25 protein-coding genes are annotated in these 20,851 nt (G+C 40.4%); 22 read left to right on the top strand and 3 right to left on the bottom strand.

The window, feature by feature from the left end; genetic code table 11:
• The coding region (locus tag GQR55_RS09560) for an EVE domain-containing protein (protein WP_240916840.1) at window positions 1-305 on the bottom strand (305 nt) is incomplete at its 3' end.
• A gap of 77 nt (window positions 306-382) precedes the next feature.
• On the opposite strand from GQR55_RS09560, the gene tesB reads away from it, so the two are divergent.
• Window positions 383-1,240, top strand: coding sequence for an acyl-CoA thioesterase II (tesB, locus tag GQR55_RS09565; protein WP_166420405.1), 858 nt, complete (start codon window positions 383-385; stop codon window positions 1,238-1,240).
• 21 nt (window positions 1,241-1,261) lie between these two features.
• Here the strand turns inward: tesB and plsB are convergent, their stop codons facing one another.
• On the bottom strand, window positions 1,262-3,700 hold the full coding sequence (gene plsB / locus GQR55_RS09570; RefSeq protein ID WP_166420406.1) for a glycerol-3-phosphate 1-O-acyltransferase PlsB: 2,439 nt from the start codon (window positions 3,698-3,700) through the stop codon (window positions 1,262-1,264).
• Window positions 3,701-4,118: 418 nt separating this feature from the next.
• Here plsB and rpsJ point away from each other — a divergent pair, with 418 nt between their 5' ends.
• Genes rpsJ through rpsQ form a run of 11 tightly spaced genes read left to right on the top strand, consistent with a single transcriptional unit; the run spans window position 4,119 to window position 9,082 of the window.
• A complete protein-coding gene (rpsJ, locus tag GQR55_RS09575) occupies window positions 4,119-4,430 on the top strand; it encodes a 30S ribosomal protein S10 (RefSeq protein WP_002957900.1) in 312 nt (103 codons plus the stop codon).
• 27 nt (window positions 4,431-4,457) lie between these two features.
• Window positions 4,458-5,093 carry a 50S ribosomal protein L3 gene (rplC, locus tag GQR55_RS09580; protein WP_002957898.1) on the top strand — a complete coding sequence of 212 codons (636 nt, stop codon included), beginning with the start codon at window positions 4,458-4,460 and terminating at the stop codon, window positions 5,091-5,093.
• Between the two features lie 17 nt (window positions 5,094-5,110).
• Entirely contained in the window at window positions 5,111-5,716 is a 606-nt protein-coding gene (gene rplD, locus GQR55_RS09585; protein WP_002957897.1) for a 50S ribosomal protein L4, read from the top strand.
• Window positions 5,713-6,015, top strand: a complete 303-nt coding sequence (rplW, locus tag GQR55_RS09590) for a 50S ribosomal protein L23 (protein ID WP_002957896.1) — start codon at window positions 5,713-5,715, stop codon at window positions 6,013-6,015. Before rplD ends, rplW begins: the two co-directional genes overlap by 4 nt.
• 15 nt (window positions 6,016-6,030) lie before the next feature.
• On the top strand, window positions 6,031-6,855 hold the full coding sequence (gene rplB / locus GQR55_RS09595; protein ID WP_002957895.1) for a 50S ribosomal protein L2: 825 nt from the start codon (window positions 6,031-6,033) through the stop codon (window positions 6,853-6,855).
• A gap of 15 nt (window positions 6,856-6,870) precedes the next feature.
• Window positions 6,871-7,149 (top strand): 30S ribosomal protein S19, encoded by a 279-nt coding sequence (gene rpsS / locus GQR55_RS09600; RefSeq protein ID WP_004588689.1) that lies wholly within the window; start codon window positions 6,871-6,873, stop codon window positions 7,147-7,149.
• A 13-nt stretch (window positions 7,150-7,162) separates the two neighbouring features.
• Window positions 7,163-7,495 (top strand): 50S ribosomal protein L22, encoded by a 333-nt coding sequence (rplV, locus tag GQR55_RS09605; protein WP_002957892.1) that lies wholly within the window; start codon window positions 7,163-7,165, stop codon window positions 7,493-7,495.
• 11 nt (window positions 7,496-7,506) lie between these two features.
• Window positions 7,507-8,208, top strand: a complete 702-nt coding sequence (gene rpsC, locus GQR55_RS09610; RefSeq protein WP_002957891.1) for a 30S ribosomal protein S3 — start codon at window positions 7,507-7,509, stop codon at window positions 8,206-8,208.
• A 12-nt stretch (window positions 8,209-8,220) separates the two neighbouring features.
• A complete protein-coding gene (gene rplP, locus GQR55_RS09615) occupies window positions 8,221-8,634 on the top strand; it encodes a 50S ribosomal protein L16 (RefSeq protein ID WP_002957890.1) in 414 nt (137 codons plus the stop codon).
• The gene (gene rpmC, locus GQR55_RS09620) at window positions 8,634-8,825 is read left to right on the top strand and encodes a 50S ribosomal protein L29 (protein WP_002957889.1); all 192 of its coding nucleotides are present in this window, start codon (window positions 8,634-8,636) and stop codon (window positions 8,823-8,825) included. Before rplP ends, rpmC begins: the two co-directional genes overlap by 1 nt.
• Window positions 8,825-9,082, top strand: a complete 258-nt coding sequence (gene rpsQ, locus GQR55_RS09625; RefSeq protein WP_002957888.1) for a 30S ribosomal protein S17 — start codon at window positions 8,825-8,827, stop codon at window positions 9,080-9,082. The genes rpmC and rpsQ overlap by 1 nt, the downstream gene beginning before the upstream one ends.
• Before the next feature lie 246 nt (window positions 9,083-9,328).
• On the opposite strand, the gene GQR55_RS09630 is transcribed toward rpsQ, so the two are convergent.
• The gene (locus tag GQR55_RS09630; RefSeq protein ID WP_166420407.1) at window positions 9,329-9,865 is read right to left on the bottom strand and encodes a helix-turn-helix transcriptional regulator; all 537 of its coding nucleotides are present in this window, start codon (window positions 9,863-9,865) and stop codon (window positions 9,329-9,331) included.
• Window positions 9,866-10,048: 183 nt separating this feature from the next.
• On the opposite strand from GQR55_RS09630, the gene GQR55_RS09635 reads away from it, so the two are divergent.
• The 10 genes from GQR55_RS09635 (at window position 10,049) to GQR55_RS09680 (ending at window position 20,761) form a co-directional block, all read left to right on the top strand.
• Complete coding sequence (locus tag GQR55_RS09635; protein WP_166420408.1) at window positions 10,049-10,513, top strand: hypothetical protein; 465 nt, start codon at window positions 10,049-10,051, stop codon at window positions 10,511-10,513.
• A 270-nt stretch (window positions 10,514-10,783) separates the two neighbouring features.
• The gene (tsaE, locus tag GQR55_RS09640) at window positions 10,784-11,251 is read left to right on the top strand and encodes a tRNA (adenosine(37)-N6)-threonylcarbamoyltransferase complex ATPase subunit type 1 TsaE (RefSeq protein ID WP_166420409.1); all 468 of its coding nucleotides are present in this window, start codon (window positions 10,784-10,786) and stop codon (window positions 11,249-11,251) included.
• A 27-nt stretch (window positions 11,252-11,278) separates the two neighbouring features.
• Window positions 11,279-12,622, top strand: coding sequence for an N-acetylmuramoyl-L-alanine amidase (locus GQR55_RS09645; protein WP_166420410.1), 1,344 nt, complete (start codon window positions 11,279-11,281; stop codon window positions 12,620-12,622).
• Window positions 12,623-12,654: 32 nt separating this feature from the next.
• Window positions 12,655-14,502, top strand: a complete 1,848-nt coding sequence (mutL, locus tag GQR55_RS09650) for a DNA mismatch repair endonuclease MutL (protein ID WP_166420411.1) — start codon at window positions 12,655-12,657, stop codon at window positions 14,500-14,502.
• Between the two features lie 10 nt (window positions 14,503-14,512).
• A complete protein-coding gene (gene miaA / locus GQR55_RS09655; protein WP_166420412.1) occupies window positions 14,513-15,430 on the top strand; it encodes a tRNA (adenosine(37)-N6)-dimethylallyltransferase MiaA in 918 nt (305 codons plus the stop codon).
• 81 nt (window positions 15,431-15,511) lie between these two features.
• On the top strand, window positions 15,512-15,775 hold the full coding sequence (gene hfq / locus GQR55_RS09660) for an RNA chaperone Hfq (protein WP_024597268.1): 264 nt from the start codon (window positions 15,512-15,514) through the stop codon (window positions 15,773-15,775).
• A gap of 15 nt (window positions 15,776-15,790) precedes the next feature.
• Entirely contained in the window at window positions 15,791-17,080 is a 1,290-nt protein-coding gene (gene hflX / locus GQR55_RS09665; RefSeq protein WP_166420413.1) for a ribosome rescue GTPase HflX, read from the top strand.
• Window positions 17,081-17,180: 100 nt separating this feature from the next.
• Window positions 17,181-18,350, top strand: a complete 1,170-nt coding sequence (gene hflK, locus GQR55_RS09670) for an FtsH protease activity modulator HflK (protein ID WP_166420414.1) — start codon at window positions 17,181-17,183, stop codon at window positions 18,348-18,350.
• 5 nt (window positions 18,351-18,355) lie between these two features.
• Complete coding sequence (gene hflC, locus GQR55_RS09675) at window positions 18,356-19,234, top strand: protease modulator HflC (protein WP_002957880.1); 879 nt, start codon at window positions 18,356-18,358, stop codon at window positions 19,232-19,234.
• A 213-nt stretch (window positions 19,235-19,447) separates the two neighbouring features.
• Window positions 19,448-20,761, top strand: a complete 1,314-nt coding sequence (locus tag GQR55_RS09680) for an adenylosuccinate synthase (protein ID WP_024600222.1) — start codon at window positions 19,448-19,450, stop codon at window positions 20,759-20,761.
• Window positions 20,762-20,851: the final 90 nt, after the last annotated feature.

Genomic DNA, 20,851 nt, shown 5'->3' on the forward strand with positions numbered 1-20,851 from the left:
TATTGAAAAATGGTCACCCGGCAAAGCAGAGGAAAAATACTGGAGCAAAGGGAGGAAAAGCTTAATGCAGTGCCATTCGGGTCTGGGTAGGCATTGTGTGTCACTTCAGCAATACCTGCCATGCCTACGTGTTTACAACTTGAATGGTAAATCATGACTGAGTCACCGACTTTAACGCCATCACGCATAAAGTTTCGTGCTTGGTAATTACGCACGCCTTCCCAGAGGGTCGTTTGTTTTGGTGCGTTTTTTAAATCATCAATCGAAAAGGCATCGGGTTCGGTTTTAAAAAGCCAGTAAGCCATAACAGTACTCCTAACAAAGATTTACATAGTTGTAGTCTATAGTATCATTAACTTATCTGGGGATTGAGGAAGAAATAATGAGCCAAGTATTAGATGATTTGTTGTCGCTATTATCACTTGAAGAAATTGAGAAAGGTTTGTACCGAGGGCAAAGCCAAGACTTAGGCTTTGGTGCTGTATTTGGCGGTCAGGTTATGGGGCAGGCACTTTCTGCAGCTAAAGAAACTCTCCCTGAGGGGCGTATAGTTCACTCATTGCATTCTTACTTTTTACGCCCAGGCGATCCGGCTAAACCTATAGTTTATGATGTAGAAACTATTCGTGATGGGAAGAGCTTTAGTACTCGACGAGTAAAAGCGATTCAGTACGGTAAACCGATTTTTTATATGACTGCATCATTTCAGGGTGAAGAAAATGGCTTATCGCATCAAGCAACAATGCCTGATGTACCAGCACCTGAAGACCTGCGTTCATCACTTGAGTTTTACCAAGATAACGCTTCGCATATCCCTGAAGTCATCCGTAATAAGTTTACGCGTGAAATGCCGATTGAAATGCGACCAGTTACTTTTCATAATCCATTTAAACCAGAAGTTATGGAGCCGGTAAAGCATATTTGGTTTAAAGCTAATGGTGAGATGCCTGACGATCAACGCATTCATAATTATTTACTTGCGTATGCGTCTGACTTTGAGTTTTTACCAACTGCATTACAGCCTCATGGTGTATCGTTTATGCAGCCAAATATGCAAGTAGCGACCATAGACCACGCAATGTGGTTTCATCGCCCGTTTAGAATGGATGATTGGATTTTGTATTCAATTGATAGTCCAAGTGCGAGCAATGGTTGTGGCTTGGTACGCGGTCAGTTTTTTGATCGCCAAGGCAACTTAGTTGCCTCAACAATGCAAGAAGGGGTTATGCGCCAGCGCTAACCCCCTTTTATGGATTGAGTACTAGTTACACTGATCTTGTACTATATCGCTTATTGACTGCCAGACGCGTGCTGGCAGTAATGTTTTAAGGTGTGCATAGGTTTCACAAAGTTGTGTACTACCTACTAAGCCCTTATCACATTCTGTTATTAATGATTCACCACGTAAGTTTTCAATAAAGCTAACAAGTACTTTTTTGTCAAAAAACTCGGGTGTTTTAATTCCATGTAGTGTGCCTAAACGCTGCGCGAGCACTTGGCTTTCTCGCTCTAACTCAGCTTTTTCAATGCCATCACTTGTTTGAATAAAACCAATCACAATAGCGTATCGTTGCAGAGTAAAGCTAAGTGCTCGCCCAAGCATTTCTAGCTTAGCTAAGCAGTCATTACCGTTTGTTATATGAATATTGTCACCATCAAACTCAATTAAATTTTGATCTGCAAAGTTCGCTAAAATACGCGTTATATAGTTTTCATCAAGAGGCTGCAAGTACCACTCTTTGGCAAACAACGGATAAAACGTTTTTACAAGCTGCTGGCATTGCTCAATGGTCGTGCTGTGTTGCTTAAATAAGTGCAACGCAATTAAGCTTGGTACTGCAAACAAGTGCAAAATATTGTTGCGGTAGTAATTAAACAATACTTTTTCTTTATCACTAATAGTAATAATTTCGCCAAACTCATCACTTATTACCTCAAACTTATTAAGCTTTAATGCATGCGTTAGTAATTGCTCTGGCGTTTCGTCTGGGGCTGTTACTTTATCGCTGTAGCTAGCGTCGCGTTGTAAACGCAGGTAAAAATCAAGTTGTGCTAATAGCTTTGGTTTGCTCAATGCTTGTTTATCGTTAACCAGCAATATCATCGCTAGTAAGTTAACCGCATTAAGCGCCGCTGCATTATTAATTTTAACCATTACTTGGTCAGCAAGTTTAGTCACTTGTGGTGCTAACCATTGTGGCTTCTGTACATCGGTAGGATGTATTGAGTCACGCCAATCAGGTTGGTTATCATTTAAATATTGGTTAATGGAGATTGGATCACCAAAGTTTAAATTACCACGACCGTAGTTTTTAAGGTTTTTGATTGCCTTAAAAATTCCAAAAATAGATTCGCCTTTTTTATCTTTTCCATCCAGCTCTTTAAGATAGGTGTTAATTTCCATTACGTGCTCGTAGCCAATGTATACAGGAACGATAGATATTGGTCTGTCTATTCCACGTAGCATTGCTTGTAATGTCATTGATAGCATACCCGTTTTAGGTGGAAGCAGACGCCCAGTTCTACTTCGACCGCCTTCTGTATAAAACTTAACAGAGTAACCTTTAATAAATAACTGGCTTAAATACTCTTTGAATATGGCAGAGTAAAGTTTATTGCCTGCAAACGAGCGACGAATGAAAAATGCGCCTGAGCGTCTAAATATGCCTCCGGCAGGGAAAAAATTAAGATTTACGCCTGCAGCAATATGTGGCGGCACTAAACCTAAATGATAAATAGAGTAAGTAAGTAGTAAATAATCCATATGGCTGCGATGGCACGGCATATAGATAATTTCATGGCCTTTATCTGTTAGTTCATGAATTTGCTCTGCGTGCTTAATATCTATACCGTTATAAAGCTTATTCCATAACCAAGTTAAAAATCGCTCGGCCACACGTATCATTGCCTCAGAGTAATTAGCTGCTATTTCATCAAGTAGTTTAAGTGCATTTTGACGGGCTTCGGTTTGGCTAATATTTTTAGCTTTAGCTTCATCTTGAATTGCTTTTTTTATTGTTGGTGACGCTAATAATGAATTAAATAATTGCTCGCGAGAGGGCATTTTAGGACCAGTTGCTGCAAGTTTTTGACGTTTAAAGTGTACGCGTGCAACACGTAACAACTTATGGGGTAATTCACTTACGTCAGCTTTTTCATTTACTAAAAGCGATAAGTCGAGAGGCTGACTGAAGCGAATAAAGTTATCGCGACCTGAAAACAACACCACAAAAATCTTTCTAAACCAGCTAGGAGTTAGAGAGTGTGTAATTAAAGTACGTAATCCTGGCTTTTCTTTACCTGGGTCGCGTCCCCATAAAATAGTAACCGGAACAACTTGTACGTTTTGCTGTCCGCTCTCTATTAGGTACTCAATGATTTGTTTACCTTGAGCTAAAGCATTGGTTGGTTTAGCTTCATCACCAAATAGTGGTGGCGGGTTTTTAATACCAATAAAACGATCTAAATTTTGGTTGCCTAATACTTGCTCTTCGGTTGGGCTAGGTAGACCATTTTTTTTACACGCATGTGCGAGAGCCGCTAAATCAAATCGTGAATTTAAACGCACTATATAAAATGTAGGGTACTCAGGGTTTAGATCATACTGTTTAATAGGGTTTTCTGGCAGCACTTTGCTTTTCACAAATAAGCGGCTAAATCCAGCAGACATAACATTTAAACAATAATTAAAAATACGCATCGACTCACCATATTGAGAGTATTAAGGCCAAAATTAGCGCAGTAGGATATCATAATATCTAAAAATCCCTTAGTTTGCGTAATTAAGGTGTTAACTTGCTTTATTGACTAACAGTAGAGGTATTAGTTCAAGTATAGCTAGTAAGTATGTATGGGTGCTTATTTAATCAAATTTACTGGCATAGTATTGTTTCTAAATAGTTGTTGCATTTATCACCAATACCTCTATAATACGCAGGCTTTCAAAATTCCTCTGGGAACTAGAAAGGATAAATTAAGCTTGGATTTCAAGCTAATAAACAGGAGTTCCGATTTGGAACTCAACGTAGATATAATCAAACAGCCGGCATCTTAAGTTTTAAGATTGTTTCGGTCGTTTTTTTATGCTCTTTTATATGCTCTTTATATTGAGGTTAAGAATGTCAAATCAACGCATTCGTATTCGCCTAAAAGCTTTTGACCACCGTTTGATTGACCAATCAACGGCAGAAATCGTGGAAACTGCGAAACGCACTGGCGCACAAGTACGTGGACCAATTCCACTACCTACACGCTTTGAACGTTTTACTGTACTAACTTCACCGCACGTTAATAAAGATGCGCGTGATCAGTACGAGATCCGCACCCATAAACGTCTGATTGACATCGTAGAACCAACTGACAAGACTGTAGACGCGCTTATGCGTTTAGATCTTGCTGCTGGTGTTGATGTTCAAATCAGCCTGGGTTAATCGAAAGATTAGAGAGGTTTTAGGAAAATGGCATTAGGTCTAGTCGGTCGTAAAGTGGGTATGACACGAATCTTCACTGAAGATGGTGTATCTATCCCTGTGACAGTTATTGAAGCGACACCTAACCGCATTGCTCAGATCAAATCTGACGCAACAGACGGTTATAACGCGCTTCAAGTAACCGCAGGCACTAAAAAAGCAAGTCGTGTAAACAAAGCTAAAGCGGGTCATTTCGCTAAAGCTGGTGTTGAAGCGGGTCGCGGTCTGTGGGAATTCCGCCTTAACGGTGGTGAAGGCGATTTTGAAGTAGGCGCTGAGCTTACTGTTGAATTATTCAACGAAATCAACAAGGTTGACGTAACCGGTACTTCTAAAGGTAAAGGTTTCCAAGGTGGTGTTAAGCGCTGGAATTTCAGCATGCAAGACGCTACACATGGTAACTCTCTATCTCACCGTGCTCCTGGTTCAATCGGTCAAAACCAATCACCTGGTAAGGTGTTTAAAGGTAAGAAAATGGCCGGTCATATGGGTGCTGAGCGTGTAACGACTCAAAACTTAGAACTAGTTCGCGTTGACGCTGAGCGTAATTTGCTTTTAGTTAAGGGTGCAGTACCTGGAGCTATTGGCGGTGACGTTATCGTTAAACCAGCTGTTAAAGCATAAGTCCTGGAGATTTAGTGATGGAATTAGCAATTAAAGACGCTTCTGGCGGTCTTGAAGTTTCTGAAGCTACTTTTGGACGTGAGTTTAACGAAGCATTAGTACATCAAGTAGTTGTTGCATACGCAGCAGGCGCTCGTCAAGGTACTCGTGCTCAGAAGACACGTTCTGAAGTAAGCGGTGGTGGTAAAAAACCATGGGCTCAAAAAGGTACTGGCCGTGCACGTGCCGGTACAATCCGTAGCCCAATTTGGCGTTCAGGTGGCGTTAGCTTTGCAGCTAAACCACAAGACCACAGCCAAAAAGTAAACCGTAAAATGTACCGTGGTGCGATTAAAAGCATCTTATCTGAATTAGTTCGTCAAGAGCGTTTAATCGTTGTTGAAAGTTTTGCTCTAGCAGCACCAAAAACTAAAGAACTAGTTGCTAAGCTTAAAGAACTTGAGCTTAAAGATGTTCTTATCGTGACTGAAGAAGTAGATGAAAATCTTTTCTTATCGGCACGTAACCTTTATAAGGTTGACACACGTGATGTAGCTGGTATCGATCCTGTAAGCTTAATTGCTTTCGATAAGGTACTTATTACAGCCGCTGCTGTTAAGCAACTTGAGGAGGCGCTAGCATGATTCGCGAAGAACGTCTTTTAAAAGTGATCCTTGCTCCACATATCTCTGAAAAAAGCACAATTGCTGCTGAAGAAAACAATACTATTGTTTTTAAAGTAGTAAATGACGCAACTAAAGCTGAAATTAAAGTAGCAGTTGAGAAGCTTTTTGAAGTAGAAGTAACTGGTGTTCGCACACTTAACGTTAAGGGTAAAACAAAACGTACTGGCGCACGTTTCGGTCGTCGTAGCGACTGGAAGAAAGCTTACGTTACTCTTAAAGAAGGCAGCGAGCTAGACTTTGTCGGCGGCGCCGAGTAATAAGGGGATAGAATTATGGCACTTCAAAAGTGTAAGCCTACTTCTGCGGGCCGTCGTCACCTAGTTAAAGTGGTTAACTCTGATCTACATAAGGGTAAGCCATACGCACCACTTTTAGAGAAAAACTCTAAATCAGGTGGTCGTAATAACAATGGTCGTATTACGGTTCGTCATATCGGTGGTGGTCATAAACAACACTACCGTTTAATCGATTTTAAACGTACTAAAGATGGCATTCCAGCTACTGTTGAACGTTTAGAATACGATCCAAATCGTAGCGCAAACATCGCTCTTGTATTATATGCAGACGGTGAGCGTCGTTACATTATCGCACCTAAAGGCTTAAAAGCTGGCGATGCAATCCAGTCTGGTGTTGATGCACCAATCAAACCTGGTAATGCATTACCAATGCGTAATATGCCTGTAGGTTCGACTGTTCACAACGTAGAATTAAAACCAGGTAAAGGTGCTCAAATAGCACGTTCTGCTGGTGCATACGTTCAAATCCTTGCTCGTGATGGTCAATATGTAACATTACGTCTTCGTTCAGGCGAAGTTCGTAAAGTTGAATCTGATTGTCGTGCGACTCTAGGTGAAGTAGGCAATGCTGAGCATATGCTTCGTTCACTTGGTAAAGCAGGTGCAAATCGCTGGCGTGGTATTCGTCCGACAGTTCGTGGTGTTGCCATGAACCCGGTAGATCACCCACACGGTGGTGGTGAAGGTCGTACATCTGGTGGTCGTCATCCTGTGTCTCCATGGGGTAAACCGACTAAAGGTGCGAAGACGCGTAAGAACAAGCGTACGGATAAATTTATAGTACGTCGTCGTACTAAGTAATATTGAGGAATAGCCATGCCACGCTCTCTCAAGAAGGGTCCTTTTATAGACCTACACTTGCTGAAGAAGGTAGAGAAAGCTTTGGAAAGCGGTGAGAAAAAGCCAATTAAAACTTGGAGCCGTCGTTCAATGATCATACCTAACATGATCGGATTGACCATTGCTGTCCATAATGGTCGCCAGCACGTACCAGTTTTCGTTTCTGACGAAATGATCGGTCACAAACTAGGTGAATTTGCACCAACTCGCACTTACCGTGGCCATGCTGCGGATAAGAAAGCGAAGAAACGATAAGAGGGGAAGATAAATGCAAGCATTAGCTAAACATAAATTCGCCTCTGGTTCGGCGCAAAAAGCACGTCTAGTTGCAGATCAGATCCGCGGGTTACCTGTAGATCGCGCACTAGAAATCCTGGCGTACAGCCCTAAGAAAGCCGCTGTATTAGTTAAGAAAGTACTTGAGTCTGCTATTGCTAACGCAGAGCATAACGAAGGTGCTGACATTGATGAGCTTCGTATAACAACGATCTTTGTGGACGATGGTCCTACAATGAAACGTATTATGCCTCGTGCTAAAGGACGCGCAGACCGCATCCTTAAGCGTACAAGCCATATCACTGTTATGGTTTCAGATAGCTAGGAGTATAAGTAATGGGACAAAAAGTTCATCCTACTGGTATTCGCCTAGGTATATCTAAACCTTGGGTTTCTACCTGGTACGCGAGTTCAAAAGATTTCTCTGCACAGCTTTTTGGCGATCACAAAGTTCGTACATTCCTTACAAAGGAATTGAAAACGGCTTCTGTGTCTAAAATCGTTATTGAGCGTCCAGCAAAATCAATCCGAGTAACAATCCACACGGCTCGTCCGGGTGTTGTTATCGGTAAAAAAGGCGAAGACGTAGAAAAATTACGTCAAGCGGTAACTAAAATCGCTGGTGTACCTGCTCAGATTAATATCTCTGAAGTACGTAAACCAGAACTAGATGCACAACTAGTAGCAGACGGCATTGCCTCTCAACTAGAACGTCGTGTTATGTTCCGTCGCGCTATGAAGCGTTCGGTACAAAATGCAATGCGCATCGGTTCTAAAGGGATTAAAGTTGAAGTTAGCGGTCGTCTTGGCGGCGCTGAAATCGCACGTTCAGAATGGTATCGTGAAGGTCGTGTACCTCTACATACTCTTCGTGCTGATATCGATTACGCAACTTCTGAAGCCTTAACCACTTATGGTATCATTGGTGTTAAAGTTTGGATCTTCAAAGGCGAAGTTATTGGTGGTTTACCACTAGTACAAGAGCAAGAGAAGCCAGCTAAACGCGCACCAAAGAAAGCCAAGAAAAGTGCTAAGTAGAGGTAGCGACTAATGTTACAGCCAAAACGTACAAAATTCCGTAAAATGCACAAAGGCCGCAACCGCGGTTTAGCGCAAAACGGTAACAAAGTAAGCTTCGGTACTTTCGGATTGAAAGCAACTGGCCGTGGCCGTATGACTGCTCGTCAAATCGAAGCAGCTCGTCGTGCTATGACGCGTCACGTGAAACGTCAAGGTAAAATCTGGATTCGTGTCTTCCCTGACAAACCGATTACAGAAAAACCTCTTGAAGTTCGTATGGGTAAAGGTAAAGGTTCTGTTGAATATTGGGTTGCTGAAATTCAGCCTGGTAAAGTACTTTACGAAATGGAAGGTGTTTCAGAAGAGCTTGCTCGTGAAGCATTCGACCTTGCTGCTCGTAAATTGCCATTCAAAACAACTTTCGTAACTCGGACGGTAATGTGATGAAAGCTAGCGAACTAAAAGACAAAAGCGTAGAAGAGCTTAATGCTGAACTTCTAGGACTACTTCGTGAGCAATTTAATATGCGCATGCAAGCTAGCACTGGTCAGTTAGCTCAGACACACACGCTAAGAACAGTACGCCGCGATATCGCGCGTGTAAAAACAGTTATTAACCAGAAGGCAGGTCAATAATGAGCGATAAAATTCGTACTCTTCAAGGCCGTGTAATCAGCGACAAGATGGAAAAATCTTTCACTATCGCTATCGCACGTTACGTGAAGCACCCAATCTATGGGAAATTCATTAAACGTACGACTAAGTTACACGTACATGACGAAAATAACACAGCAAAAGCGGGTGACGTAGTTACTATCCGTGAATGTGCACCAATTTCTAAGAATAAATCTTGGACTTTAGTAGACGTTATTTCTAGTCCAAAACAAGCTTAATTTTTTAATTAAGTTAGTTTTGTAAAAAAGCCCCAGCATTAGCTGGGGCTTTTTGTTTTCTGAAACAGTGATTTAGTAGAAGGGTATATCTAAGTTAAAGTTACTTACTATTGTTTAGATTGAGTATCACTCATACCAATTTACTTAAATATCTTAATAATTCAACGCGTAAAATTACTTCTGACTTAATTAAAATTATCATGAAGGAAGAGGGATAATTTTGTAAACTTAGAGCATAAATTTATACTAACTGCTCTTTTTCAGCCAAGATTTATTTATAAGTAGGCTTACTAAAAGCCCGCCGAGGATAAGTACAGCAGAAGATACCATTAAAGCGCGGTTCTCTAAGCGACTTACGTCACGTTGACCTATGATTTCATACACCACGTCCCCTTCTATATACTTTTCACCTTTATACATTTCAGTAATATTTATTGCCCAAAAATCTAGGTTTTTAGCTTGATAGGTAAAGTAGGTTTCAGGGTAAAATATGTTAAGCACAGCGCAAAGGTAAATCAGTATGCCAGTAGTAATTAAAATAATGCTACCCCATTTTAGCTTATTAGTAGAGTTCGATGTTTTTGCTAGATTAGGTATAAGATGGTCAAAAGAAATTTGATAGCAGGCACTTAATTTTTTAATGACATCGGGTGAAGGAATAAATTGTCCGTTTTCTAGCTTCGATAGATAGGATTGCTGAATACCAATTTCTCGAGCAGCAAAGGCTTGTGTCCATTTTTTATTTGCTCTAAGGTGCTTTAATTCTGTTCCTAACGATGACATGTTTCCATACTCTAATTATTTATCTACTCGTTCATTATCGCTAAAAATGAGTTGTTTAAATAGCCCGCTGAGTTATATTCATTGCAATGAATAAAAAGAATATCATGAATATTAGTACGTTATATATTAATTAGATGTTTTTTAGTTATGCTAAGCAGACTAATTAATAAAGGAGTGTCACTAATGAAAATGTATTTTTATCAAGCAGTCTTGTTTATTAGCTTTCTGTTTGTATCGCACACGAGTTTTGCAGAGCCTGTGCTTGCAATTAAAGCGACTATTTATAAATTGCCAAATAAAATCACCATCGATAGCCAAATAGATAAAACCTTAGAGAGTTTAAAACCAAGCCATCAGCCTCAACTATTAGCCAGTTTAAATAAAAGTGCATTAATAGAAATAGGCAATGATGCACAGTTAACGGCGCTTGAAGTTAAATCAAATGAAGATGGCAGTTACTTTAATGCAACGATGAAATTGAAGGAGAAAGTAGGTGGACAGTGGGAGTCAATTACATCTTTTATGCCTCATATTCCAGATGGGCAAACGGTGTATTTTAGTCGTACATTTACAGACAGTGTTTGGGTGATTAAATTAACAGGGAAGAGGTATGAGTCTATCGAGCTGGGTCAGGAAAGTTTTAAGTAGTATATAATTGGATTTACATGGTTATTTATAGATTGTAAAAGCCTCTTAGTTGAGGCGTTTCCTTCGAGGTCTTATTTTAGCGGGATGCTTCGTAGAGTAGGTGTAGTGCATCATTAAATATAAATGGATGACTATACACGTAAATACCATGTATACCTGTCCCACTTTTGTCCTTGAGTTTTTATGTCTAAAACTTCAATTTATCGCCTTAAATTAATATTCTGGTATGATTAGCAAATATGCGCTTTTGAATGAATTTTTGAGGTAGTAATGACGCGTAGTTTTGAATTTCATTTAACTGATGAAGTAGCCACGGTCTCAATGGGTAACCGTGTTGCTGATGTTATCGAGCAAGGTGCGGTGATTTATTTGCATGGTGATTTGGGTGCGGGTAAGACAACGTTTACACGAGGTGTGGTACAAGGTTTTGGCCATACAGGTAAGGTTAAAAGTCCAACATATACACTTGTAGAACCTTATGAACTCGAACGCGCAAATGTTTATCACTTTGATTTATACCGCTTAGGTGATCCTGAAGAACTTGAATACATGGGAATACGTGATTATTTTTCACCAGATGCAATTTGTGTTGTTGAATGGCCAGAAAAGGGTGGCGAATTTATTCCTGTGCCTGATTTAGATATTACTCTAAGCTATATGGGTAACGAGCGTAAAATTGTTATTAATAGTGCTAGTGAGCGCGGTATAGCAATTGTCGAAAAACTAAATAACAAATAATAATATAGTTAAGGCAGTAATTATCAAATGAGCCGAGGTGTAGTTAAACTTTTTATTTACCTTATGGTTATTACCATAAGTTTGCCGCTGTGGGCTAAAAATACAATCAATAGTGTTCGCGTTTGGCCATCCCCAGATAGTACGCGCGTGGTATTTGATTTAAATGATAAACCCGACTTTAGCTATTTTATGCTTAAAAACCCTAGCCGCTTGGTGATTGATTTAGAAAATACCAGCGAGTTAAAAATACTACCTGGTGTGCCACCAAAACATCAAATAGTAAGTAAATTACGTTACTCAAAACCTAAAAATAAACAAAGCGTACGTTTAGTGTTTGAGTTAAGTACGCCAGTAAAGCCCGTTGTATTTGCTTTAGCGCCTACAGGCCCTTATAAAAATAGACTTGTTGTTGATTTATACAATAAAAGCCAAGCTGCTGTAGTTACTTCACCTGCTCAAACTGCAGCTAAAAACCGCCAACTAAGCCAAGAACGCGATATTGTTATTGCAATTGATGCGGGTCATGGCGGTGAAGATCCCGGTTCAATTGGGCCGTCTGGTACGTACGAAAAAACGGTAACACTGCAAATTGCAAAACGTTTAGAGCGCATGATTGATGGTGAGCGCGGAATGATTTCGCGTATGGTACGAAGCGGTGACTATTTTGTAAAACTAAATACCCGTACCAATCGAGCTCGTGAGAAAAAAGCTGACTTTTTTGTTTCTATTCACGCGGATGCATTTACAAGCCCTGGGCCAAATGGTGCTTCTGTTTGGGTTTTGTCATTAAGGCGCGCTAATTCAGAAATAGGTAAATGGATAGAAGATAAGGAAAAGCATTCTGAGCTTTTAGGTGGTGCTGCCGACGTAATGAAAGATGCCGCTAACGAAAAATATTTGGCGCAAGCACTGCTTGATATGTCGATGGACCACTCTATGAAAACCGGCTTAAATGTAGCCGACGAAGTGGTTAAAGAGTTACGTAAAGTGGCTAAGCTCCATAAAAAAGATCCGCAACATGCGAGTCTAGCTGTACTTAAATCACCAGATATTCCGTCTATTTTAGTAGAAACAGGGTTTATATCTAACCCGCGAGAAGAAAAACTACTTAAAAGCGCTAATCATCAAGAGCGTTTGGCTAAAGCTATATTTACTTCAATTAAAAATTATTATTTAAAAAATCCACCCGATGATTCTTTATTTGCCAAATTAAAATCGCAATATCCAACAAAGCATAAAGTCCGCCCGGGTGAGTCTTTAAGTATGTTGGCGAGTCGCTATGGCATTACGGTCACTAAATTAAAACAAGTTAATAAGCTTAGCTCTAATACTTTATTTATTGGGCAAGAGCTCGATATACCGCAAAGCTAAATCATCACTAAAATATATCTGTTAGGAAATTAATGAATATTGAAATATTACCCGCGCGTTTAGCTAACCAAATTGCCGCAGGCGAAGTGGTAGAGCGCCCAGCGTCGGTAGTAAAAGAGTTGGTCGAAAACAGTTTAGATGCTGGCGCTACACGTATTCAAATAGATATAGAGCGTGGTGGTCATAAGCTTATTCGTATTCGCGACAACGGCTCAGGGATAAGTAAAGATGAGCTAACGCTTGCACTTTCTCGTCACGCTACGAGTAAATTAAAATCTCTAGATGACCTTGAAAATATTTGTTCACTTGGTTTTAGGGGCGAAGCGCTTGCGTCAATTAGCTCTGTATCGCGTTTAACGCTGAGCTCAAAACCTAAAGAGCAAGAAGCAGCCTGGCAAGCATTTGCAGAAGGTCGCGATATGGCCGTGCAAGTAAAGCCTGTAGCGCACCCTGATGGCACAACGATTGAAGTAAAAGATTTATTTTTTAATACCCCAGCAAGGCGTAAGTTTTTACGCACCGAAAAGACTGAATTTAGCCACATTGATGAGTTGATAAAACGCATAGCGCTTAGTCGCTTTGATGTCTCTATTACACTAACTCACAACGAAAAAGTAGTAAGGCAGTATCGTGCGAAGACAGATCCCTCTCAGGCTATTACACGTGTAGCGCAAGTTGCAGGTAAGGCTTTTGCTGAGCAAGGTCTGCATATTCAATCAGGAGAGGGTGGCTTACAGCTGCATGGTTGGGTACTGCCTGTAGGTTCAGCTAATACGACTCAGTATACTTATGTTAATAATCGTATGATGCGCGATAAACTTATTCTGCATGCTATACGCCAAGCATTTGAAGAAGTAAGTGGAACACAAGAATTACCCGGTTTTGTCATTTATATTGATATAGACCCTCGCCAGGTTGATGTAAATGTTCATCCAGCTAAGCATGAAGTGCGCTTTCATCAAGGGCGCTTAATTCATGATTTTATATTGCAAGCGATTAAGCAGGTAGTAGTACCACTGCAAGGCGAATTTAGTAACGAACCTGTGAACACCGGAACTGAGTCCTCGCCAGCGTTCATGGGAACAACGCATAGCACTGCTAATAATATCCAGAGCGAAGCCGTGTTTGATTACCCTAAATCGCAATTACAGCCCTCTTATTCTGGAAGTGCTGGTAGCTCATCATCAGGCACTAGAACGGGCGGAGGTAATGGGGGATATCGGGCTACACCAAGTACGAGCCATCATGATGTAAACGCGTTTTATCAAGGTGTGAGTGAGCAACACGCTGCGCATTTTGATAATGTAGCAAACATACCCGTAGCACAACACCAGTTAGAGTCTGCGCATAATGTTTTAAAGACAGTTTCAATCATCAGTGTTAATGAAGGTGCGTGTGTATTTAGTGTTGAGCAGCAATTGTATTGCTCACATTTCAAATATGCATTGGTAGATGATTGGCATAATCAAATTAAAGAGTCCGGAAGTTTAGAAGGGAAAGCTCTTTTGCTGCCCGTAAGAGTAAACTTATCAAAAGAAGATTGCTTACTTATAGAAGCTCAGCAATCGTGGTTTACTTTACTTGGTTTTGAACTCGTAATAGAAAAACAGTTTGTAATGGTTAAAAAATTGCCAGCGTGCTTATATTTACTTGATGTAAGTACAGCGATAGGTGAGCTACTTGATGGGTGTAAAGCAGGGCTTGAAAATATAGAGAATTGGTTAGAGTGGCAGATAAAATGTGTACCTCCCCGGTTTTATTTAAGCAATGTGTTTTTAGCGCAACAAATGCGCTTACAAAATAATCCGCAAACTATTGAACGCTTACGCGAAAAAGCAGTTAAAATAGAGCTAAATCACTATTTAATGCAATTAGATTAAGGTATCAGTGTTGAGTAATTTACCAGTCATATTTTTAATGGGTCCAACTGCTGCTGGTAAAACAGCATTGGCAATCTCACTGTGCGAGCATTTAAATACAGAAATAATCAGCGTTGATTCAGCCTTAGTGTATAAAGATATGAACATTGGTACTGCAAAACCCGATGCAGAAGAACTTGCTAAAGCTCCGCATCATCTGATCGACCTACTTGACCCGAGTGAAACATATTCAGTTGCTGATTTTAGGCGCGATGCAGTACAAAAAATTGACGAATTTCATAGACAAGGTAAAGTGCCTGTATTGGTTGGAGGTACAATGTTGTACTTTAAATCTTTAATTGATGGTTTATCGCCTTTGCCTGAAGCAGATACAGTAATAAGATCAGAGCTAGAAGCACAAGCTAAAGAATTTGGCTGGCCTCATTTATATAAAGAATTAGCTAAAGTTGACCCAAAAGCAGCCGAAAAAATAAGTGAGAATGACTCACAAAGGATTAATCGAGCTTTAGAGGTTTACAGGTTAACTGGTAAGACCATGACTGAGTTGCAAAAGCAAAAACAGCCGGCTTTACCTTATACTTTTCATCAATTTGCGATTGCACCGCAAGAACGCAGCGAATTACACCGCCGAATTGAAGAAAGGTTTAAAATAATGATTGATCAGGGGTTTGAAAATGAAGTTTCGACCCTATATCTACGTAAGGATTTACACCCCAATATGCCTTCTATTCGTTGTGTTGGTTATAGACAAATGTGGGATTACCTTGCGGGTGAAACAAACCATGATGAAATGGTTTTTCGTGGCATCGCAGCAACACGTCAATTGGCAAAACGTCAGTTAACGTGGCTTCGTAGTTGGCCTGATGTTACTTGGTTAACAACGGGTGACGAAGAAAACTTGCATCGTGTAGTAAGTTCGCTAAGCTAGTAGTAGTTGAATATTATTTAGTTTAATTAAATAAGTTCAGCCACTTAATTATAATAACACCTAGAACGAAGGAATAATAACATGGCAAAAGGCCAATCGTTACAAGACCCATTTTTGAATGCACTACGTCGTGAGCGCATTCCAGTATCAATCTTTTTGGTAAATGGCATAAAATTACAAGGCAAAATTCAGTCATTTGACCAATTTGTTATTTTACTAGAGAACACAGTAAATCAAATGGTTTATAAGCATGCAATTTCAACAGTTGTCCCTGCTCGCGCAGTTAACTTCCAAGCAGTCCAAGGGAGTGAAGACACTGAAGAGGCAGAAGCTGGAAACTTTTAATTAGGAGCATAATGTTTGTTTGACCGCTATGAATCCGGCGAACATGCAATTTTAGTTCATATCGACTTGCCTAAGGAAGGAGATCGTGAAGATCTTCATGAATTAGAAATGTTGGTATCTTCTGCTGGTGTTAGTAGTTTGGCGGTTGTGCAAGGCAGCCGTCAAGCACCACATCCGAAACTATTCGTCGGTACCGGTAAAGCAGAAGAAATAGCTGAGATTGTTAAAATCCACAATGCAGATGTCGTAATTTTTAATCATCAACTCAGACCATCACAAGAGCGTAATTTAGAGCGTGTTTGTCAGTGTCGCGTGCTTGATAGAACGACACTAATTCTTGATATTTTTGCCCAACGTGCACGCACCCATGAGGGTAAGCTGCAAGTTGAACTGGCACAACTTCGCCATATGTCGACTCGATTAATTCGAGGCTGGACCCATCTGGAACGCCAAAAAGGCGGGATTGGTTTACGTGGACCTGGTGAAACCCAACTTGAAACGGACAGACGATTACTTCGTGCTCGTATTCAAAATATCCGTGCGCGTTTAGCTAAAGTAGCGGTGCAGCGCGAACAAGGTAGGCGAGCTCGTACACGTAACGAAATCCCTACGGTATCGTTAGTTGGCTATACCAATGCGGGTAAATCTACATTATTTAATCGAATTACAAACTCAGATGTATACGCAGCCGATCAGTTGTTTGCAACGCTTGACCCTACTTTACGTAAGCTTGAGTTAGGTGATGTTGGTCCTGTTATTTTGGCTGATACAGTGGGCTTTATTCGTCATTTACCGCATGACTTAGTTGCTGCTTTTAAAGCTACACTAACAGAAACCCGTGAAGCTGATTTACAGTTGCATGTAATTGATGCAGCAGACTCTCGTCTTCAAGAAAATATTGAACAAGTACAATCGGTGCTTAAAGAAATTGAAGCCGATGAAGTACCACAGTTATTAATTTATAATAAAATTGATGCGCTGGATAATGTAAGCCCACGTATTGATCGCGATGACGAAGGCCAACCTATAAGAGTATGGCTTAGCGCTCAGATTGGTGAAGGGTGTGAACTACTTAGCGAGGCTATTAGTGAGCTACTTGCTAAGAAGATGTTTAACGAAACATTATTTCTTACGCCATTGTATGGTCGCCTAAGAGCTGCATTGTTTAGTTTAAATGCAGTACATGAAGAGCGATTTGATGAGCAAGGTAATTGGCTGTTAGATGTTAGGATGCCAATGGTTGAGTGGAATCGTTTAATTAAAGAATTTGGTCCTGAAATTGCTGGTTTTATCAACCGTAATTAAAAATTGACGTTTTAATGTCGGTTTTTGTATGAGAAACGCGGTAGATTTGTTAGATTTAACACAATTTCCTAATTTATTTAGATAACAATGGAGTATAGCTATGGCCTGGAATGAACCGGGTAATAATGGCAATGACAAAGATCCGTGGAATAATAAAGGCGGACGTGATCAAGGCCCACCTGATTTAGACGAGGTGTTCCGCAAGTTTAGTAACAAGTTCGGCGGCTTATTTGGCGGGAAAAAATCCGGCAATGGTAGCGGCGGTGGACTTGGCGGAGCCGGTATTTCATTCATACTTATTATCGCCGTTATTGTATGGGCGTTAAGTGGTATTTATACGGTTAAAGAAGCCGAGCGTGGTGTGGTTCTTCAATTTGGTAAATATGACCGAATTGCTGATCCTGGTCTGCGTTGGAAAATGACATTCATTGAAACTGTAATCCCAGTAGATATTGAAGCAGTTCGTTCATTATCGGCTTCTGGTTTTATGCTAACTGAAGACGAAAACGTAGTAAGCGTTGAGTTTCAGGTGCAGTACCGTGTTATTGACCCATATCTTTATCAATTTAGCGTAACTAACGCTGATAGTAGCTTAGAAGAAGCGCTTGATAGTGCATTACGTTATGTTGTGGGCCATGCAAAAATGGACCAAGTATTAACTAACGGCCGTGAGGTTGTTCGTCAAAATACATGGGATGAGCTTAATAAGATTATCGAACCATATAACTTAGGCTTAATTGTGACTGACGTGAACTTTAAAGATTCTCGTCCGCCAACTGAAGTTAAAGATGCATTTGATGATGCGATTGCTGCACAAGAAGATGAAGAACGTTTTATCCGTGAAGCAGAAGCATATGCTCGTGAAATTGAACCGCGTGCTCGTGGTCAAGTAACGCGTATGACTCAAGAAGCTGAAGGTTACCAAGAACGTATTACATTAGAAGCGCAAGGTGAGGTAGCTCGCTTTGAAAAGCTATTACCTGAATATCAAGCAGCTAAAGAAGTTACTCGTGAGCGCTTATACATCGATGCAATGGAAGAAGTGTTAGGTAGCAGCTCTAAAGTACTGGTTGATGTGAAAGGCGGTAATAACATGATTTATTTACCACTTGATAAGATCATGGATAAGCAAGGGACAGCAACACGCGTTGCACTTCCAAGCTCAAGTGATATTCAAGATTTACGTAATAAGGTAAATACGTCACGCAATAGCTCTGTTAACAGTGGAAATGACCGCTTTAACAACGACCGCTTTAATGATGGGAGATAATCATAATGAAAAACTTTAGTTTAGTAATACTATTAGCTGCCATTGTTATGTCTTTCTCGTCGGTATTTGTTGTACCTGAAGGGCAAAAAGCAATTGTAATGTTATTCAGTAAAGTACAAAAAGATAGCGACGATAAAGCGATTGTATATGGTCCAGGCCTGCAATTTAAGGTGCCATTTTTTAGCCAAGTGCGTCGCATTGATGCACGTATTCAAACGCTAGATGGTGCACCAGACCGCTTTGTTACTAGTGAGAAAAAAGACTTAATAGTTGATTCATTTGTAAAATGGCGCGTTAACGACTTTAGTGCTTTTTACTTACGTGCCCGTGGTGATAAGCAATATGCTGAAACGCTACTTAAGCAAAAAGTAAATAATGGTCTTCGTACAAACTTTGGTACACGTACAATTCGCGAAATTGTATCAGGTGAGCGTAGCGAGTTAATGGAAGAAGCGTTAGTACAAGCTTCTGAAAGCGCTCGTGAGCTAGGAATTGAAGTGTTAGATGTACGTGTTAAGCAAATTAACCTACCACAAGAAGTAAGTAGCTCTATTTACCAACGTATGCGCGCTGAGCGTACTGCTGTTGCAAAAGAGCACCGTTCTGAAGGTCAGGAAAAAGCCGAGACTATTCGTGCGGGTGTTGACCGTCGTGTAACAGTAATGCTTGCCGATGCAGAGCGTAATGCGCGTTCTGTACGTGGTCAAGGCGATGCTGATGCCGCAGGCATCTATGCTAACGCGTATAACAAAGACCCTGAGTTCTTTAGTTTTGTACGTTCGCTTGAAGCTTACAAAAAGACTTTTAAAGATAAGCAAGACGTTATGGTACTTTCACCAGATAGCGACTTCTTCCAATATATGAAAGGTGCTAAAGCTCAATAAGCTTTACCTTAATTATTTAAAAGTTAAAAGCCTCGCATTTGCGGGGCTTTTTGTTAAATGCAGTTTAAAATCATAAATCACTGTTATTTATGTGGTTATTAGCTGATATTTCGATAGAACAGTTACGCGCAGAAAAAATAAGCTGAACAGGGGTGATCTTTACTTTAGTTTTCTGGTAAAATCTCGTCCTAATTTTCTCTAAGTGAATTTACGATGGGTAAAAACGTTGTTGTATTAGGCACCCAATGGGGTGACGAAGGAAAGGGTAAGGTAGTTGATCTCCTTACAGACAAAGCATCTTTAGTAGTTCGTTATCAAGGTGGCCACAATGCGGGTCATACTTTAGTTATCGAAGGTGAAAAGACGGTTCTACACCTTATTCCATCGGGTGTATTACGTGACAATGTTAAATGTGTGATTGGTAATGGTGTAGTTTTATCACCAGAAGCGCTAATGAGAGAAATTGGCATGCTTGAAGAACGCGGCGTACCTGTACGTGAGCGTCTTTTAATAAGTGAAGCATGTCCGCTAATCTTGCCTTTCCATGTTGCATTAGATGTAGCCCGCGAAACTGCTCGTGGCGATAAGCCAATTGGTACAACTGGCCGTGGTATTGGTCCAGCGTACGAAGATAAAGTGGCGCGCCGTGGTTTACGCGTAGGCGATTTATTTAATCCTGAAGTTTTTGCAGCTAAATTAAAAGAAGTTCTTGAATACCATAACTTCACTTTAGTTAACTACTACAAAGTAGATGCTGTAGATTTCCAAAAAACGTTTGATGATGCAATGGCTGTTGCAGATATCTTAAAAGCAATGGTTGTAGATGTAACTGAGCTTTTAGATCAAACGCGTTTAGCAGGCGAAAACATTTTATTTGAAGGTGCACAAGGTACATTACTTGATATCGATCACGGTACTTACCCTTATGTAACATCTTCAAACACTACCGCTGGTGGCGTTGCGACTGGTGCTGGTTTTGGTCCACTAAACCTTGATTACGTTTTAGGTATTATTAAAGCGTACACTACACGTGTTGGTTCAGGTCCTTTCCCTACAGAGCTTTACGATGGTCTTGAAAAACAAGATCCGGTTGGTAAGCACCTAGGTGATAAAGGTCATGAATTTGGCGCAACAACAGGTCGACTTCGTCGTACTGGTTGGTTAGATGCAGTGGCTATGCGCCGTGCAGTTCAAATCAACAGTATTTCAGGTTTTTGTTTAACTAAGCTTGATGTTTTAGATGGCTTAGAAACACTTAAAATCTGTACTGGTTATAAGCTTGAAGATGGTACTGTTACTAACATAACGCCATTAGCAGCTGAAGGTTACGATAAAGTAACACCAGTATACGAAGAAATGCCAGGTTGGTCAGAAAACACTGTTGGTGTAACGAGTCTTGACGGTTTACCAAAAGCTGCGATTGACTACATCAAGCGTATTGAAGAAATTACGGGTGTTCCAATTGATATTATTTCTACAGGTCCTGACCGCGTAGAAACTATGGTACTTCGCAACCCGTTTGCGTAATTACTGTTAGATAAAAAAAGCTGCCTAGTGCAGCTTTTTTTGTGTCTAAAATTCACCTTGGAACGATCTTTGTATATCATTTAATAAGTT

The organism is Pseudoalteromonas sp. Z1A8, assembly GCF_011378855.1.
Classification (GTDB): domain Bacteria; phylum Pseudomonadota; class Gammaproteobacteria; order Enterobacterales; family Alteromonadaceae; genus Pseudoalteromonas.